This window comes from Collimonas antrihumi (assembly GCF_018304965.1).
In the GTDB taxonomy this organism is placed as follows: Bacteria; Pseudomonadota; Gammaproteobacteria; order Burkholderiales; family Burkholderiaceae_D; genus Collimonas; species Collimonas antrihumi.
In genome coordinates, this window is sequence record NZ_JAGQED010000023.1 from 43,062 (window position 1) to 61,459 (window position 18,398).

The window sequence follows — 18,398 nt, forward strand, 5'->3', positions numbered from 1 at the left end:
ACCATGTCTTCATCCACGATCATGAGCGCTAGCGAGAACTCGGCAACTAGCTATCTGGATGGCCCCCGTCTGCTGGCAGATGTCGGCGGTACCAATGCGCGCTTCGGGTTAGAGCGCGCGCCGGGCCAGATCGACACGATACAGACCTTGCGCTGTGCCGATTATGCCGAATTCGCGCTGGCGGTCGAGGCGTACCTGGCTTCCAACGTGCCTGTCAGCGCGCGTTCGCAAGTGCGGCATGCGGCAATCGCGATCGCCAATCCGGTGCAGGGCGACGACATCAAGATGACCAATCATCATTGGGAATTTTCGATTGAAAATATGCGCCGCCGCCTGAATCTGGACACGCTGCTGGTGGTCAATGATTTCACCGCATTGTCGATGTCTTTGCCGCATCTGGAGCAATCGCATTGCATCCAGGTCGGCGCTGGCCGTGCGTTGAGCGGCGGCGTGATCGGCCTGGTTGGCGCCGGTACCGGGCTCGGCGTCGGCGGTTTGATTCCTACGGAAGGTCGCTGGATTGCACTGGGCAGCGAAGGCGGCCATGTCACCTTCGCCCCCGGCGATGCGCGCGAGGCTGCGGTGCTGGCCTATTGCTGGCGCACTTATTCGCACGTTTCGGCCGAGCGCCTGGTTTCCGGGCCTGGCATCGAAATGATTTACCAGGCATTGGCCGATCTGCAGGGAATCGCCAAGCCTGAGCCTTTGCATACCGCGCAAATCGTCGAGCGCGCATTGCAAGGCCAAGATGGCTTGTGCATGGAAGTAGTGGAATGTTTTTGTGCGATGCTGGGCACGGTAGCGGCCGACGTCGCAGTGACCTTGGGTACGTTGGGCGGCTTGTATATCGGCGGCGGCGTGGTGCCGCGCCTGGGCGATTATTTCGCCCGTTCGCCGTTTCGCGCACGCTTCGAAAGCAAAGGGCGTTTCAGCAGCTATCTGGCCAAAGTCCCGACCTTCGTCATTACCGCGCCTTATCCGGCCTTCGTTGGGGTTGCTGCCATTCTTTCCGAGCATCTCGGCGGTGGCAACGCCGTGCCTATCCTGGAAAAAATCCGTAAGGCGCGCGATCAGTTTTCACCTGCCGAGCAAAAGGTTGCGAGCCTGATCCTGGCCCATCCGCGCGCCGTGATGAGCGAGCCGATTTCAGAAATCGCCAGACGTGCCGATGTCAGCCAGCCGACGGTGATCCGGTTTTGTCGCACCATGGGTTGCCAGGGTTTGGCCGATTTCAAGTTGAAGCTGGCTTCAGGCGTCACTGGCACGGTGCCGGTTGCGCACAGCCAGGTTCACGTCGGCGATTCTTCGCTGGATGTCGGCGTCAAGGTGGTCGACAACACCATTTCAGCGATGATGGAAGTACGCGATAACCTCAATGCCGACACCCTGTCGCGGGTGATCGAAGCATTAAGCCAGGCCAGCCGTATCGAATTCTACGGCTTCGGCAGCTGTGGCCTGGTGGCTGAAGATGCGCAGCAAAAATTCTTCCGGCTGGGGATTCCATCTTCGGCCTATACCGATCCGCAGCTGCAGGAAGTTTCTGCCGCCATGCTGAAAAGCAGCGACGTCGTAGTGGTGATCTCCAATTCCGGACGTTTGCGCCATCTGGCGCCGGCAGTCGAGGTTGCGGTGCATTCCGGCGCCACCATCATCGCGCTGGCTCCAAGCAATTCGCAATTGGCCAAGCGTGCGAACTACACGCTGGCAGTCGAGCACGACGAAAGCAGCATGATGCATATTCCAATGGTTTCGCGGATCTTGCTGTTGCTATTGATCGACGTGCTGGCCGTGGGCGTATCGCTCAACCGTTCCAGCCCGTTTGCCGAATTGCAGCGCCAGGCCAAACGCGGCATCCTGACCCACATCGCTTCGTTGGGCGAGTCGGCCAGCGACAAGATCACCGCTGAGGGTGATGGCAAACCGGTGCAATCGGCACGTACCGATCAAGAGGTGACTTTGTCGCCGAATGTGATTTCACATATCAAATAATGCCTGGGATGCGGGTAGGGGGGGGGCACGTAGTGCCCACACCCTACAACGCCATAACAAAACTCGTCGCCCATAAAAAATGCCCATTCGCACGCGAATGGGCAAAATCTGGGAGTTACCCAGGGACGTCTTTCACTAATGCCGCGCACGCGGCAAGCACCACGGTGGTACTAGCAAGGTCAATCGACGCGCCGAGCTCAAGCGGCGCGTCCATCGATACTTGCTGTCTTAGAACGAGTGGCTGATACCAGTGTAGAACGTGTTTTGGTTCTGTCCAGTCAAGCCGGTGCTGTCGCCGGTTTGAACTTGGAAATCGGTGTTCGAACCATTGCGGATAGTACCGATGCTCGCGTACAGCAGAGTCCGCTTGGACAGGCTGTAGTTGGTACCCAGCATGAACAGGTTTGCGCTGCCTACGTCGTGGTTAAGCTTGACGTGATAAGCCGCGCCGATCAGCGTCAGGGCAGGGGTCAGCTGGTAGTTGGCGCCGAGCCAGAACTGATTGGCCTTGTTAGCTGCACCGATGCCGCTGGTCGTCAGAGGCTGAGCCGGAGCCGACAGGTTTTGCCAGCCGGCGTACAGTTTTGCGGCGCCGAACGTCACGTTGCCGCCGACAGTGATTTCCTTGGAGCGGGAGAACAAGTTGTCGTAAGTGCCGTTTTCGTCATGTGCCGTATCGTACATCGCCAGCAATTCATAGGTAGGCTGTACGAAACCAATTGCGATACCGGTGCTGTTACCGATTCCTGAACCAGTTGGTCCGCGTGTAGTCGATCCTGCAGCTTCGCCGGCGCCGTACATGAGGTGCACGTAGAGGCCGCCCATATCTGGCGTGATGTACTGAATCTGGTTGCTGGTTTGTGGCCAGTTACGACCTTTGAACAAGGTCGAAGTACTCATGTTCTGTTGGCCGGTAGGATCGATGCTCCATACCTTGTCGCTTGGCAGCGCAAGATCGCGGCCGATTTTCACAGTACCGAAGCCACCGTTCAAACCAACGGTCGAACGACGATTAAAAAGGCCGGAGCCATTGAAGCGGCCGGTGTCGGCTTGGAAGCCGCTTTCCAATGTGAACATCGCTTTCAGGCCGCCACCCAGATCTTCGGTGCCCTTGAAACCGATCATGCTGGTACCCCATTCGTTACCACCGACGCCCCATTGGCCGCCACGGATGGTATTGCCATTTGCATCTTTGCCGACTTGATTGCTTTGGTAGTTGATGCCCGCATCGACGCGACCATAGATGATCACATTGGTTTGCGCTTGCGCCTGGCCAGCGAATGCGCAAGCCAGAACTGCGGCAATCGCGAGTGGCTTGGCTTTCAGAACGGATTTTCTCATTTCATCTCCTAAGTAAAAATGTGGCGTTGACCACTGCTTTCCGAGTCTTCTGTAGCTCGAAATTCTTGAATCGGACTTTGGTTCTTGCGGAGTACTTGTGTTCCGTACTTTGCGTTCAATTAATGCCGGCTTCTTTGTTGTTAAGAATGGTAAACCGGTTTATGAAATTTTTGTTTTATTTGTGTAGTTTTACTATATTTCTGTTGCTAATTTACAGCACTGACCAATTTCTCATGCGCTTAACGCATAGTTGTGGCAACTGAAAGACCTATTAAGAATGAACTTAATAGGTCTTTTTTGTATTTATTTGTATTTGGGGATTTTTTTATCTGTATTTTTACTACAAGTAATTTTGATACATTTACGGGTAGTCTAAATTGCCGCACTGAAACATGGCGGCAATTTTAGTTTTTTTCCAGCAATGCACGCACTTGTGCCAGTTGCGGTGGCTTGGCGCCGGCATTCAAGCAGGCGGCCGAGCCGCAGGCGACGGAAAATCGCAGATGTCGCAGCCAATCCGGTGATGGAGATTGGCTGGATGAGGTTGATGGTGCGTGTGTAGCGGTTTCTTGGATCAGCGAGAAGATCAGGCCGGCAATGCCGGCATCGCCGGCGCCTACCGTGTCGACCACAGTGATCGGCGGCGGCGCCACTTGCCAATACTGATCGCCGGCATGGATCGCCGCGCCTTGCGAGCCTAAGGTCAGCAACACGGTAGCGTTCGGATTGAAACCGCGTAAGGTCGCCAGGGCGGCCTCGGCATCGTCGGTGCGGAACAGGCCGGCCAGGTCTTCATCCGAAACTTTGATAACGTCCGCCAGCTGCGCCATTTTTTTCAGCACGGGATCGTAGCGCTGATCCATCACGTTGCGGAAATTCGGATCGTAGCTGATTTTGACGCCGCGGCCATGCAAATCTTCAGCCAGTTCGATCAAGCGCTCGGCCAGCGGCGAACGGGTCAGGCTGATGCCGCCGAAGTGCACCCATGATGCGGCTTGCTGCCAGCCGCCGGGCAGCATAGCGGGATCGAAGGAGAGGTCGGCACTGTTGTCGCCGATGAAATTGTATTGTGGCGGCGTGGTTTCATACACTACCGCCAACAAGGGCGAGCGCGCGGCGCGCTGCAGGAAGCGCAGGTCGAGGTCGGCGGCCTGGCTGGCTGCGTACAATTCATCGCCGAACCAGTCCTGGCTGATAGCGCCGGCGAAAGCCGAGGAAACGCCCAGGCTGGCGGCGGCGCGAGCCACATTCCAGGTCGAGCCGCCGGTCTTGCTGAGCCATTGGTCGGCGCCGACCCGTATCAAATCGGTGAGTGCTTCGCCGGCGCTGATGAATTGCGGGAAAGGGGGGGCGGGTTGGGCGGATTGGGTTGTTTCAGACATGACAGCATCCAGGCAATGTTTGATATATAAAAAGTTTATTCAAGCGGACTACCGATAGCCGCCAGCGATTCCAGGTACGCGCCCATCGGGTGGTAGAAATCGGTTTTGCCATGCGGCGGCTTTTCGGGGCCGTAGCGTTGGTTGTCTTGCCGCAGGATGCGATACCAGCCGCCGCGCTCCTGGTCTATCAAATGCGCACTGCTGTATTCCCACAATTTGTTGTAGCTGTCCCAATAACCCTGGTCGCCGCTACGTGCCGCCAGCAGCGCTGCGGTGGCCAGCGATTCTGCCTGCACCCAGAAATACTTGTCGCCGTCACAGACCTTGCCGTCAGGCGCCAGCCCATACACCAGGCCACCGGATTCCTGATCCCAGGCGGCCGGCATGGTGACATCGAACAGCGCTCTGGCGCGCGGCAGCAGCCAATCGGCGTCGCCCTGCAAATGCGCGCGATGGCGTTCCAGCAGCAACAGCAACTTCGACCACTCGGTCATGTGGCCGGGCTGGAAGCCCCACGGGCGGAACATATTGCTGCTGTCGTGGCGGTTGTATTCCCAGTCCACGCGCCAGTCGGCATGATAGTGTTCCCAGATCCAGCCGTCGGCCAGCGCCGCCTGGCGCTCGGTGATGTTGTGCGCCAGCAGCTCGGCGCGGTGCAAATAGCGTTGCTCGCCAGTGGCTTCAAATGCGGCGATCAGTGCTTCGCAGCTGTGCATATTGGCGTTCTGGCCACGATAAGACGACACTACGCCATCGGGCGTGGCTTCGTCGGCGTACAAGCCGTCGACTTCCGACCAGAACAGTTTTTCCATCAAATCGAAGGTGGCGCCGATACCTGCGGCTGCGTCGTCGATGCCGATGCGCAGCGCGTGGGCATGCGCCAGCAGTACGAATGCCAGGCCATAGCAATGCTGGGTGCGATCGATGGCGGCATGGTTTTCCAATACCCAGGCATAGCCGCCGTAAGATGGCTGCCAATGCCGTTCCTGTAAAAAGCGCAAGCCATGCCGTGCCGCTGCGCGATATTCTTCCTTGCCGTCGAGGCGCCAAGCCAGGGCGTAGCAAAACACCATCCGGCTGCTGTTGACCAGATGCCGGCTGGCGCTATCGTAGACGCTGCCGTCGTCGTTCAGGTAATGGAAAAATCCGCCGGCGGGATCAATCGCGCGCGGATGAAAGAAGGCGATGTCGCGCCGCATCCTGTCGCGCAGGAATTCAGGGTCACGATAATCGAGATGCTTGGGCAAGGCAGAAGTTGGTCTCATGTCGGTATTTTTTTATAGGTATGCGGTTGCCGGCAGGGAGCCGCTAACAACAAAAAAAACAAAAAAAATCAGCGGAAAAATGAATCGAACTGCATGTCGAACTGCTGCAAGGCTTTCTGCGCGTTCTGCATTTTCTTGCGGAATTCAGGGCCGCGCTTGAGCGCCAGCCCGACTGCCAGAATATCGATCACCACCAGATGCGCCAGGCGCGCCGAGATCGGCGTGTAGGGATCGGTATTGAAACTCAGGTCGATCGGCACCAGCACCGTGGCCAGTTCTGCCAACGGCGTGCCGCTGGGGCCAAGCACAATGATATCCGCGCCGCCTTTTCTTGCCAGCTGGACGCTGCGCAACAGGGCCGCATTGCCGCCGCGTTGCGAGATGGCGACCACCGCGTCGCCCGGTTGCAACAGCGAGGCCGCGATGCTGTGGATATGCGGATCGGAGTAGGCGACAGTGGGAACGCCGGAGCGGAAAAATTTATGCTGTGCGTCCGCGGCGACGATACCCGAAGTGCCCTGGCCGTAGAACTCGATCTTGTTCGCCTTGAGCAAAACGTCCAGCGCTTTCTGGATCGCATCGGCGCTTAAATGGTTGCGCAGGTCGAGCAGGGTGTTAATCGAGCGGCTGCAAATCTTGTTGACCAGATCGGCGGCGATATCGTCTTGCGCCAGCATTTCGTTGGCGCCCGGCAGGGCCACGGCCAGGCTTTGCGCCAGCTTCAGCTTGAAATCATGCCAGCCCTCGTAACCGATGGCGCGGCAAAACCGCACCACCGTCGGTTCCGATACTTGTGCGTTCTTGGCCAGGGCAGTGATGTTTTCTGCCAGCGCCAGCTGCGGATTATCAAGAATGGTCAGTGCGACCTTTTTCTCAGACTTCGACAGCAAGTCGATCTGAGTCTTGATCGCATCCAGTAGCATTGTCATTCTGTGTCCTGGCCCGGTTACAATTCTGGCAGCGATTCTTCGCGCCACTGCAAGCCGTCGCGTGCAATCAGGGCGCTGGCTGCCGCCGGGCCCCAGGTGCCGGCGGTGTAAGGAATCGGATCGTCTTCTTCCTGGTCCCAGAACTCCAGAATCGGCTCTACCCATTCCCATGCCGCTTCCAGTTCGTCGCTGCGCATGAATAATGTCAACTGGCCGCGCAAGACGTCCAGCAGCAGCCGTTCGTAAGCTTCCATGCGCGGAGATTTGAAGCTTTCGCGGAAATTCAGTTCCAGCTCAACCGGTTTCAAGCGCATGCCGTCGCCCGGGGTCTTGGCCATCAGGTTCAGGGTCAGGCCTTCGTCCGGCTGCAAGCGGATGACCAGGCAGTTCGGCTCGAAGCTGCTGTTCGGCTGGGCAAAAATCGAATGCGGGATGGTCTTGAAGCGAATCACGATTTCCGCCAGCGAATCGGCCATGCGTTTGCCGGTGCGCAGGTAAAACGGCACGCCAGCCCAGCGCCAGGTATCGACCTCGGCCTTCAGTGCGACAAAGGTTTCCGTGCGCGACTGCGGATTGGCGTCGGCTTCCTTGCGATAACCAGGCACCGCAACGCCTTCGACATGGCCGGAACGATACTGTCCACGCACCACATTGTGCGCCAGCGTAGTCGGCGTGAAGCGCTTTAGCGAACGCAGCACTTTTAGCTTTTCATCGCGGACGGCATCCGGAGTAATCGATACCGGCGGCTCCATGGCGACGATACATAACAGTTGCAGCAAGTGATTTTGCAGCATGTCGCGCAGAGCGCCCGAAGTTTCGTAGTAACCCATCCGGTTGCCGACGCCGAGTTGTTCGGCGATGGTGATCTGCACGTCGGAAATCCATTCGCGGCGCCACAGCGGCTCGAACAATACATTGCCGAAGCGCAACGCCAGCAGGTTTTGCACAGTCTCTTTGCCGAGGTAGTGATCGATACGGAAAATTTGCGATTCGGCAAACACCAGGCCGACTTCGACATTGATCTGCTTGGCGCTGGCGAGGTCGCGGCCCAACGGTTTTTCCAGCACCACGCGCGAGTTGGAAGTGGCGAGGCCGCTGGCAGCCAGGTTTTTGCAGATTTTCGAGAACAGGCTAGGCGGCGTCGCCAGGTAAAACACATTGGTGATCGCGTGATCAGGCCGCATGGCTTCGACCAGGGCTTTGTAGGAAGCGGCATCGGTGGCGTCCATGCCGACGTACTTGATGCGCTTGCAAAAACGCTGCCAGACGGTGGCGTCGAAGCTTTCCTTGCTGACGTGCGGCTTGGCGTCCCGCTCTACGTGCTTGATGAAATCTTCGTCGCTGCTGTCATGCCGTCCGATGCACAGGATGCGCGCATCCGGCGGCAAGTCGTTAGCGCGGTCGCGCGCATACATTGCCGGCAGCAGCTTGCGCATTGCCAGGTCGCCGGTGCCGCCAAAGATTGCCAAATCAAATTCTGCAAGAGCCATGATAAATGAGACCTATAAATTACTACCGCTTTTTTTAAAACCCTCGTCATTCCCGCGAACGCGGGCGCCAAGGCGGAGAATCCATGTTGACCATTAAAATGGATCTCCGCGTTCGCGGGAATGACAAGGATGTATGAATAATATGTAACTCCGTTATGACAACGCCGTGCGCGCCATCGCAATCAAGCCATTGGTCGAACTGTCGTGGCCTTGCGGGGCAGCGGCGGTGGTCAGCTCGTTCAAGATATTGCTTGCCAAAACCTTGCCCAGTTCGACACCCCATTGATCGAAACTGTTGACGTCCCAGATAACGCCCTGGACAAATACCTTATGTTCGTACAAAGCGATCAGCGCGCCAAGGTTGGCGGGAGTCAGTGCTTCCATCAAGATTGTGTTGCTGGGGCGATTGCCGGGGAAGGTGCGATGCGGCAGCAGTGCGGCGATCTGCTCGGCTGGCATGCCTTTGGCTTGCATTTCCGCCTGTACTTCGTCGGCATGCTTGCCGCGCATCAGCGCTTCCGACTGAGCGAAGCAGTTGGCCAGCAGCGCGGCTTGGTGGCCGGGCAAGTGATGGCTGGCGTTCAATGTCGCAATAAAATCGACCGGCGTAATGTCGGTGCCTTGATGCAGCAATTGAAAATAGGCATGCTGGCCGTTGGTGCCGACATTGCCCCAGATAATCGGGCAAGTGGCAGCTACAAGCGTACGGCCGTCGAGGCTGACGCGCTTGCCGTTGCTTTCCATTTCCAGTTGCTGCAGATAGGAAGGGAAGTTTCCCAGGTCCTGGTGGTAAGGTGCAATCGAGACAGAGCGGTAATCGAAGAAATTGCGGTACCAGACGCCCAGCAACGCCAGGATCACCGGCATGTTCTGTTCCAGCGGCGCGTTTTGGAAGTGCTGGTCCATGGCGTGGGCGCCGGCCAGGAATTCGCTGAACCGCTCGAAGCCGACCGCCAGCGCTACCGACAGGCCAATCGATGACCACACCGAGTAACGGCCGCCGACCCAATCCCAGAACGGGAACATATTGGCGGCATCGATGCCGAACGCCGTGACACCTTCAACATTGGTGGATACGGCGACAAAATGTTTGCGCAGGTCGGACTCTTTGGCGCCAGCAGCATTCTGCAAAAACCAGTTGCGCGCCGAGTGCGCGTTCATCATGGTTTCCGCGGTGGTGAAGGTTTTCGAGGCGATCACGAAAAGCGTGGTTTGCGGATCGACCTGCTGCAGCACGGCATCAAGATCGTCGCCATCCACATTGGAGACGAAGTGCAGGTGCAGGTCGGCCCGCTGATAGGGACGCAGCGCCTGGCATACCATCTTGGGGCCGAGATCGGAGCCGCCGATGCCGATATTGACGATATCCGTGATCGGCTTGCCGCTGTATCCCAGCCACGCTCCGGAACGTAGCGCGGTGGTGAATGTCTGAATTCTCTGCAGGACCGCATGGACGTCGGCGCTGATATGCTGACCATCAAGCTCCAGCGCTGGCAGGCGCGGCGCCCGCAAGGCTGTGTGCAACACGGCGCGATGTTCGGTGGTATTGATTTTGGCGCCGGCAAACATCGCCTGGCGCTGTGTTTCGACCTGGCGTTCGCGGGCCAGGGCAAACAAATGCGCCATGGTCTCCGCGGTCACATTGTTTTTTGCATAATCCAGGAACAGGCCAGCCGCCTTGAGCGAGAACTGTTCAAAGCGCGACGAGGTGGGTGGCGCGGATGGAGCAGCAAACAGCTCACGCAACGATAAATCTTTGACTGCTGCGTAATGTGCATGCAAGGCTTGGAAGCTGGCGGTAGTATTAAGCGCTGGTTGTGGCATATCCGGAGTCTTTATTGTCGGTCAGGAATTTATACGACTATACAACGTTGGCGGTAATTTCACTACAAATTATTTTGTAATATACCTGCCTGGAGTTGGTTTGGCGTTGTTCGGCGCTTTCCGGTAATCACGTGGTTTGCCATTTCTTCAGGGTAATTGTTATGGCAGATCATATGTTTTTGTGTGGCTAGTGGTGCAGTTGCTTGAGTGGAGCGAGCCTGTTTCAAAAATGCAAATGCGGGCAGGCAATGATGATAAAAAGGGTGATGAGTTAGCGTTGCTTTGTTATTTTGTAGTAAAATTTCAAATCTATACTGTTTCAAGGATCAAATCATGTCTGTTCAAGCCAGCGTCGCCAAAGTCACCGAACGTATCGTTGCCCGCAGCCAGCCTTATCGCAGCGCCTATCTGGCGCGCCTGGAGCATGCCCGCCGTCAGGATGTGCAGCGTGGGGCGCTGTCATGTACTAATCTTGCACATGGCTTTGCCGCGTTTCCAACCAATGACAAGTTGAGACTGAAACAGGATAAAAGTTCATCGATCGCGATCGTGTCTTCCTATAATGACATGTTGTCGGCGCATCAACCGTTCGAACGCTTTCCGCAAATTATCAAGGATGCAGTCCACGCCGCCGGCGGCGTCGCCCAGTTCGCCGGTGGTACGCCAGCGATGTGCGACGGTGTGACGCAAGGCCAGCCGGGGATGGAGTTGTCCTTGTTCTCGCGCGACGCGATTGCGATGGCGACGGCGATTGCGCTGTCGCACAACATGTTCGACGCCGCGGTGTATCTCGGCATCTGCGACAAGATCGTGCCGGGACTGTTGATCGGCGCCCTGCATTTCGGCCATTTGCCGGCGGTGTTCATCCCCGGCGGACCAATGACCAGCGGCATGAGCAATAAAGAGAAGGTGAAGATTCGCCAACTCTACGCTGAAGGAAAAATCGGCCGCGCCGAATTGCTGGAAGCTGAGTCCCAGTCCTATCACAGCGCCGGCACCTGCACTTTCTACGGCACCGCCAACAGCAACCAGATGCTGATGGAAGCACTCGGCTTGCATCTGCCAGGCTCGGCGTTCATCACCCCGAATACGCCGCTGCGGGACGCACTGACCGCCGAGGCGGCACGCCAGGCGTTGAAGATCACCGACCGTGGCAATCAGTACCTGCCGGTTGGCCACGTGGTCAGCGAGAAAAGTATCGTCAACGCCATCGTCACTTTGCTGGCGACCGGTGGTTCTACCAACCACACCCTGCATCTGGTGGCGATTGCCAAAGCCGCCGGGATTGTCATCGACTGGAACGATTTCGACGCGCTGTCTGCAGTCGTACCGCTGGTCACCCGGATTTATCCGAATGGCGATGCCGACGTCAATCATTTCCATGCCGCCGGCGGCACCGGATTTGTGATTCGCGAATTGCTGGATGCCGGCCTGATGCATGAAGATGTCAAAACCATCCTCGGCGACAGCCTGCGCGCGCATTGCGCCGAGCCATTCCTTGATGGCAATTCGGTGGTGTTCAAGCCGGCGCCGGCACTAAGCGGCGACGACTCGGTATTGCGGACTGCGACCGCGCCATTTTCTGCCGATGGCGGCTTGCGCCTGCTGACCGGCAACCTGGGCCGTTCGGTCATCAAGATTTCCGCCGTGAAGAAAGAACATTGGGTAGTGCAGGCGCCAGCGGTTGTGTTCCATTCGCAAGAAGCGTTCATGAAGGCTTTCCGCGCCGGCGAACTGGATCGCGATTTTGTTGCGGTACTGAGTCATCAGGGGCCGCGTGCCAACGGCATGCCGGAATTGCACGCCCTGACGCCAGCTCTGGGAATTTTGCAGGATGCCGGCCGCCATGTGGCCCTGGTCACGGATGGCCGCATGTCGGGCGCCTCCGGCAAGGTGCCGGCAGCAATCCACGTGACGCCGGAAGTGCTGGCCGGCGGCCCGCTGGGCCTGGTGCGGACCGGCGACATGATCCGCATGGACGCCGAGCAGGGTATACTGGAAGCCTTGGTACCTGCGGAAGAATGGGCGCAGCGCCAGCCACTGGCGACCGACTTGTCAGCCAATCATGTTGGCATGGGCCGCGAGCTGTTTGCGATGTTCCGCAACACGGTCAGCGCGGCTGAAGAGGGCGCCACCAGCTTTGGCTTGCCACCTGTTTTGCATAGTCCCGAATCCGCCGATCATTCCGCACAACCACAGAAAGCAACGATATGACATCCACAAATCTCCTCTATGGCAACGAACTGTTAGACATCATGCGTGCATCGCCGGTGATTCCGGTGATTGCGATCGACGATATCGAACATGCGGTACCTTTGGCCAAAGCCCTGGTCGCGGGAGGGATTCGCGTACTTGAAGTGACTTTGCGCACGGTGCATGGTTTGCCCGCAATCCGGGCCATTGCCGAACAAGTGCCGGGTGCGATTGTCGGCGTCGGCACGTTGACTCAGGCTGCCGAGTTCGTTGCTGCCCGCGACGCTGGTGCGGTGTTCGGCGTTTCTCCAGGTTTGACCCCGGCATTGATCGCTGCCGCCAAATCTAGCGGCCTGCCTTTGCTGCCCGGCGTGATGACGCCATCCGAAGTAATGGCTGCGCGCGAAGCCGGTTTCCGTCAGTTGAAGCTGTTCCCGGCAGTGCCGGCGGGCGGCGTCGGCATGTTGAATGCGATTGCCGGTCCGTTGGGCGACGTAACGTTTTGCCCGACTGGCGGCATTTCGCTGGATAGCGCGCCGGAATTCCTGGCCTGCAAAAACGTTGCCTGCGTCGGCGGTTCCTGGCTGACGCCGAAAGAGCTGTTGAAATCCGGCGACTGGACGCGCATTACCGCCCTGGCTGCGGCCGCCAGCAAGCTGCGCAAGGCGCTCTAAGCTATATCTCCCTCCCCGAGGGTGCTGCCATGGTCGGTTAGCCGTGGCAGCGTCTTTGACTGGCTGTTCTCCCTTCCTGTATTTTCCGCCTTGTATTTCCCTCCTTGTATTTCCTTCCCGTATTCCCTTCTTATTTCCTGGATTTTTTTGTTGTTACAAAAATCACGTTTTCCGATATTCATCGGATAAATCCTGTGCTATCGTGGGCTTAAGACATTCCGGTAATAGCTTTCATTAATCCCATTACTGGACGTCATCAAGGAAATTGGCTATAATGACAAACTCTCAACAACATAGTGCTGCCTCAACGGCACATTTTTGGGTTTCGTGACTCGCGTCAGCGGGTTGTCTCACACTTCGGCAACGCCGGAGTTTCATCAAAGTCGAGAAGTTTCTCGCATTCTTTGCCGCCCCATGCGGTAGTCGGCTTGTTCAATGTCATCCCCGCGGGAAGACCGGACGAGATCATAAAAAAATTGAAGTTGTATGTCGCGCTGACAGGTTCCGGCTTTGCCTATGCGGTTCCGTGCCCGCCGGTCATTCAATACGCAGCGAAAAAAATCCGGTTGCGCGCTCGCAGGCAAACGCCTGGGCGCCGCGGCCTGCGTTTTGCCGCCGCTGCATATGCAAGGGAGTAAGCATGACGAATCGCTATCGCAACGCCATGGTTGGCGCCGCCATCACCATGCTGGTCGTGGCCGCCATTGGCTGGTCGATCGGCCCTGCGGTTATCCATCAATACCAGGGCGACTTGATTTATTACACCGGCCGTCACCTGGTCCTGGTCTGCTGGTCGATGTCTCTGTCGCTGTTGTGCGGCATTCCTGCCGGCATCTTGCTGAGCCGGCCATACTTCGCGCGGCATGCCGAGAAGTGGATGCAAATCTTCAATATCGGCAACACCATTCCTTCCATGGCAGTCTTGGCGCTGGCGCTGGCCTTGTTCGGCATCGGCGACAAGCCGGCCATCATCGCCTTGTGGCTGGCAGCGTTGCTGCCCATCGTGCGCAATACCTATGAAGGCTTGAAGCAGGTTTCGCCGTCCATGAAGGAGGCGGCCAAAGGCATCGGCATGAAGCCGCTGCAGGTGTTGTTCCGGGTCGAACTGCCGAATGCCTTGCCGATCATCGTCGGCGGTGTGCGTACCGCATTGGCGATCATTGTCGGGACCGCGCCATTGTCGATTCTGATTGGCGGCGAAAGCCTGGGCGGCCTGATCTTTCCAGGCATCTACCTGAACAACCATGGGCAATTGCTGCTGGGCGCTACCGCCACCGCGGTGCTGGCGTTGATGCTGGATGCGATCGTCTCGCTAGGCAGCAATGCCTACCTGAGCAAACGCGGCCTGTTGCGCTGATGCCTGCCCATTCTGAAAAGGGAACACATGAATAATTCACCTATAACTGCATCTCGTCTGTCACGTATTACAGCGTTGCTGGTCTTCACGCTCGGCCTGTTCGGCATGGCGCAAGCGAGCGCGGCCAATCTGGTAGTCGGCGGCAAGAACTTTACCGAGCAATTGATTCTGTCGTCCATGACGCAGCAATATCTGAACGCCAAGGGATACACGGCCGATCTGAAGAGCGGCCTCGGCACCACCATCATGCGGCAAGCGCTGGAAAGCGGGCAGATCGATATCGTCTGGGACTACACCGGCACCGCCCTGATTGTGTACAACAAGATCGATGAGAAGCTGGATCAGGACCAATCTTATCAACGGGTTAAAGCACTGGATGCGCCTAGAAACCTGGTCTGGCTCAATCCGTCTGCATTGAACAATACCTATGCGCTGGCAGTGCCGCAAAAGCGCGCCGATGAAGAGGGTTTGAATACCATCGAAGACCTGGCGAACAAAATCAATCAGGCGCAGCAGCAAGATCCCGACAAAAAATATCTGATGGGAGTCGATTTCGAGTTTGCTTCGCGCCCCGACGGCCTGGTGCCGCTGCAAGCGCTGTATAGCTTCAATCTGGACCGAAGCGAGGTCAAGCAGATGGACGCGGGGCTGGTGTATACCGCCTTGAATAACGACCAGTTGAATGTCGGGCTGACCTATTCGTCCGACGGCCGGGTTCAGGGCTTCAATCTGAAGCTGCTGCAAGATAACAAGGGTTTCTTTCCCTTTTACAGTGCAGTACCGATAGTGCGCAAGGCAATCCTGGACGCCAACCCCCAGCTGGCCGAACAGCTGAATGCGCTGTCGGCCAAGATCGATACCGCCAAGATGACCGAGATGAATAAAAAGGTCGATATCGATCAGTTGCCGATAGCCCAGGTCGCCGCAGATTTCCTGCGCACCGAAGGCTTGTTATAAGGACGCCGCATGACATTCTTTAATTATCTGCTAAGCGCCTGGCCAGAAATCTTGCATCTCACCATCCAGCATCTGATGTTGGTGGGGATTGCCGTCGGCCTGGCGATTTTGATCGGCGTGCCGCTGGGGATTGTGATGATCCGCCATCGCTGGCTGGCCAGCCCGATGATGGGCCTGGCTACCGTGATTCTGACGCTGCCGTCGATCGCCTTGTTCGGGTTGATGATCCCGTTGTTTTCCCGCTTCGGCCAGGGACTCGGACCGTTGCCTGCGATTACGGCGGTATTCCTGTACTCCCTGCTGCCGATCATGCGCAACACCTATCTGGCGCTGGATGGCATCGACCACAACATCAAGGAAGCCGGCATCGGCATCGGCATGACTTTCTGGCAGCGGCTGCGGCTGGTCGATTTGCCGTTGTCGGTGCCGGTCATCCTGGGCGGCGTCCGCACCGCCGTGGTGATGAATATCGGCGTGATGGCAGTGGCAGCGATTATCGGCGCAGGCGGTTTGGGCGTCTTGATCCTGCATGCCATCAGCCAAAGCAACATGCAAAAACTGGTAGTCGGCGCGGTATTGATCAGCTTGCTGGCGATTGTCGCCGACCTGCTGCTGCAAGCCCTGCAGCGGCTGCTTACACCGAAAGGAATGCAAAAATCATGATTCAACTCGACCAGCTCAGTAAAGTATTCACCCAAAAAGACGGTAGCAAAGTCAAAGCGGTGGACGAGGTTAACCTGACGGTTGCCGAAGGCGAAATCTGCGTATTCCTGGGGCCATCCGGCTGCGGTAAAACCACCACGCTGAAAATGATCAACCGCTTGATCGCGCCGACTTCCGGCCGCGTGCTGTTGAACGGCGAAGATACTACCGGCCTCGATGAAGTCAGCTTGCGCCGGAAAATCGGCTATGTGATCCAGCAAGTGGGTTTGTTTCCCAACATGACCATTGAAGAAAATATTACCGTGGTGCCGCGCCTGCTCGGTTGGGACAAGAAGCGTTGCCATGAACGCGCTACCGAATTGATGGCGATGGTGGCGCTCGATCCCAAGCGCTTCCTGACACGCTATCCGCGTGAAATGTCGGGCGGCCAGCAGCAGCGCATCGGCGTGATCCGGGCGCTGGCGGCAGATCCACCGGTGTTGTTGATGGATGAACCGTTCGGCGCCGTCGATCCGATCAATCGCGAATCGATCCAGAATGAGTTTTTCCAGATGCAACGCCAGCTTAACAAGACCGTCATCATGGTCAGCCACGATATCGACGAGGCGATCAAGCTGGGCGACAAGATCGCGATTTTCCGCGCCGGAAAACTGGTGCAGGTGGACCATCCGGATACTTTGCTGGCACGTCCCAAGGATGAATTCGTCGGCTCTTTCGTCGGCCAGGACGCTACCTTGAAGCGTCTGTTGCTGGTACGCGCCGGCGATGCCGCAGCCAACTCTGCGACGGTGCGGGAAGACGCCAGCATGGCGACCGCATATGGCGTGATGGATGAACACGATTACCGTTATGTGACAGTCACCAATGCCGATAATCATGCACTGGGTTATGTGGCAAGGCGCGATGCGCGTGGCGCGCAGGGTGTCTGCATCGACAAAATGAAGCCGTTTACCGTCAGTGCTGCGCCGGATGAAAACCTGCGCGTGGTGTTATCTAAAATGTACAAGCACAGCACCAGCTGGATGCCGGTGATCGACCAGGACAACAGTTATCTGGGCGAAGTTACCCAGGATTCGATCGCCGACTATCTCAGTTCCGGCCGCACGCGGAACAGGGCGGGGATGTAGTACTTATGCGCGGTCACTGATATGCTGCAGGCGGAGAGCTGACATACCATTTACAATGTACGGCTTTGCCACTTGGCATCATCATTCTGGCGCCGTCATTCAAAATCTATGATCAGGTACTCAAGGTGTTCCCTCGGAGCTAACGCATGACGGCTGGCGTGATTGCTTTGGTATTGTGCGCAGCCTTGCTGCATGCTTCCTGGAATGCCATGCTGAAAAGCAGCGGCGATCGTTTATGGGCCATCACTCTGATGACCATCGGCTCAGCCGTAGCCGCTGTTCCCATTGTCCTTTGGGCGCCAATGCCGGCGCCTGCCAGCTGGCCATACATTCTGATGTCGGTGGCCCTGCATGCCGGCTACAACCTTTTTTTAGTCCGCGCTTACCGGGCTGGCGATTTCGGCCAGTCCTATCCGATCGCGCGCGGCTCTTCGCCGTTGCTGGTGTCGCTTGGTGCGGCTTTTTTTGCCGGCGAACAGCTGGGAACCTTGACGCTGATTGGCGTGGCCTTGATTTCAGTCGGTATCGTCAGCCTGGCGCAAATCAAATTCAAGCGGGGGAACGGCGTGGCTGGCAGCCGGCAGTGGGACGCGCCGTTGTCGGCGTTTACCACCGGTCTTTTCATTGCAGGTTATACCATCGTCGACGGACTCGGTTCGCGTCTGGCCGGTAGTGCCGCATCCTATGCCGGCTGGATGTTCTTGCTGGATGGTTTGCCGTTGCTGGTGATTTATTTGTCGATGCATGGCAGCATCCGGATCGGATTGCGTGAGCGCGTAACCTGGAATGCTCTGGGCGGCGGCGCGATGTCGCTGCTGGCGTACGGCATTGTGATTTGGGCGATTACGTTGGCGCCGATGGGGCCGGTCTCGGCTTTGCGTGAGACATCGGTATTGTTTGCAGCATTGATTGCCCGAATGTTTTTGGGAGAAGCGCTGACTGTACGCAGATTATTGTCGTGCGTGGTGATCGCCTTGGGTGCGGTGATGTTGGGATGGTCGGCGTGAAGTATTGTTTAGGCGTGTTGCTTACGACGCGACCAATAAAAAGGTTCTTGTGTGTCCCAAAAGAGGCACTTTTGAACATCATTCCGCCTAGTGCCGTTGTGCGGTCATTTCGGCTGCCTTGTACGCGAGGGCGTTGATCTTCGCCTCCGCGGTCTTGATATCGTTGCTCACCTCCCAGGGGGATGGGTGACCGCATGCAT

The 18,398-nt window shown here is 57.4% G+C and carries 15 protein-coding genes; 8 read left to right on the forward strand and 7 right to left on the reverse strand.

Going from position 1 to position 18,398, the window contains the following annotated elements:
• Positions 1-3: 3 nt before the first annotated feature.
• On the forward strand, positions 4-1,989 hold the full coding sequence (locus KHU29_RS17125; protein WP_211454102.1) for a glucokinase: 1,986 nt from the start codon (positions 4-6) through the stop codon (positions 1,987-1,989).
• Positions 1,990-2,217: 228 nt separating this feature from the next.
• Here KHU29_RS17125 and KHU29_RS17130 read toward each other — a convergent pair whose 3' ends face one another.
• The 7 genes from KHU29_RS17130 to KHU29_RS17160 form a co-directional block, all read right to left on the reverse strand.
• Complete coding sequence (locus tag KHU29_RS17130) at positions 2,218-3,330, reverse strand: porin (protein ID WP_211454104.1); 1,113 nt, start codon at positions 3,328-3,330, stop codon at positions 2,218-2,220.
• A 404-nt stretch (positions 3,331-3,734) separates the two neighbouring features.
• Positions 3,735-4,712, reverse strand: coding sequence for a carbohydrate kinase family protein (locus KHU29_RS17135; RefSeq protein ID WP_211454106.1), 978 nt, complete (start codon positions 4,710-4,712; stop codon positions 3,735-3,737).
• 35 nt (positions 4,713-4,747) lie between these two features.
• Positions 4,748-5,977, reverse strand: a complete 1,230-nt coding sequence (locus tag KHU29_RS17140) for an AGE family epimerase/isomerase (RefSeq protein ID WP_211454108.1) — start codon at positions 5,975-5,977, stop codon at positions 4,748-4,750.
• 68 nt (positions 5,978-6,045) lie between these two features.
• A complete protein-coding gene (locus tag KHU29_RS17145) occupies positions 6,046-6,900 on the reverse strand; it encodes an SIS domain-containing protein (protein WP_211454149.1) in 855 nt (284 codons plus the stop codon).
• Between the two features lie 23 nt (positions 6,901-6,923).
• Positions 6,924-8,396, reverse strand: coding sequence for a glucose-6-phosphate dehydrogenase (gene zwf, locus KHU29_RS17150; protein WP_211454110.1), 1,473 nt, complete (start codon positions 8,394-8,396; stop codon positions 6,924-6,926).
• Between the two features lie 153 nt (positions 8,397-8,549).
• Positions 8,550-10,220: a glucose-6-phosphate isomerase gene (gene pgi / locus KHU29_RS17155; protein ID WP_211454111.1), complete on the reverse strand. Its 1,671-nt coding sequence runs from the start codon at positions 10,218-10,220 to the stop codon at positions 8,550-8,552.
• A 62-nt stretch (positions 10,221-10,282) separates the two neighbouring features.
• Positions 10,283-10,543: a hypothetical protein gene (locus KHU29_RS17160; RefSeq protein WP_211454112.1), complete on the reverse strand. Its 261-nt coding sequence runs from the start codon at positions 10,541-10,543 to the stop codon at positions 10,283-10,285.
• Between the two features lie 10 nt (positions 10,544-10,553).
• On the opposite strand from KHU29_RS17160, the gene edd reads away from it, so the two are divergent.
• The 7 genes from edd (at position 10,554) to KHU29_RS17195 (ending at position 18,198) form a co-directional block, all read left to right on the forward strand.
• On the forward strand, positions 10,554-12,434 hold the full coding sequence (edd, locus tag KHU29_RS17165; protein WP_211454113.1) for a phosphogluconate dehydratase: 1,881 nt from the start codon (positions 10,554-10,556) through the stop codon (positions 12,432-12,434).
• Complete coding sequence (locus tag KHU29_RS17170; protein WP_246542180.1) at positions 12,431-13,087, forward strand: bifunctional 4-hydroxy-2-oxoglutarate aldolase/2-dehydro-3-deoxy-phosphogluconate aldolase; 657 nt, start codon at positions 12,431-12,433, stop codon at positions 13,085-13,087. Before edd ends, KHU29_RS17170 begins: the two co-directional genes overlap by 4 nt.
• A 685-nt stretch (positions 13,088-13,772) precedes the next feature.
• The gene (locus KHU29_RS17175) at positions 13,773-14,444 is read left to right on the forward strand and encodes an ABC transporter permease (RefSeq protein ID WP_281416149.1); all 672 of its coding nucleotides are present in this window, start codon (positions 13,773-13,775) and stop codon (positions 14,442-14,444) included.
• Between the two features lie 27 nt (positions 14,445-14,471).
• Positions 14,472-15,401 carry a glycine betaine ABC transporter substrate-binding protein gene (locus KHU29_RS17180; RefSeq protein ID WP_211454115.1) on the forward strand — a complete coding sequence of 310 codons (930 nt, stop codon included), beginning with the start codon at positions 14,472-14,474 and terminating at the stop codon, positions 15,399-15,401.
• Between the two features lie 9 nt (positions 15,402-15,410).
• Positions 15,411-16,064 carry an ABC transporter permease gene (locus tag KHU29_RS17185; RefSeq protein WP_211454116.1) on the forward strand — a complete coding sequence of 218 codons (654 nt, stop codon included), beginning with the start codon at positions 15,411-15,413 and terminating at the stop codon, positions 16,062-16,064.
• A complete protein-coding gene (locus tag KHU29_RS17190) occupies positions 16,061-17,191 on the forward strand; it encodes an osmoprotectant ABC transporter ATP-binding protein OsmV (RefSeq protein ID WP_211454119.1) in 1,131 nt (376 codons plus the stop codon). The genes KHU29_RS17185 and KHU29_RS17190 overlap by 4 nt, the downstream gene beginning before the upstream one ends.
• 146 nt (positions 17,192-17,337) lie before the next feature.
• Positions 17,338-18,198: a DMT family transporter gene (locus KHU29_RS17195; RefSeq protein WP_211454121.1), complete on the forward strand. Its 861-nt coding sequence runs from the start codon at positions 17,338-17,340 to the stop codon at positions 18,196-18,198.
• The last annotated feature ends 200 nt before the right edge of the window (positions 18,199-18,398 follow it).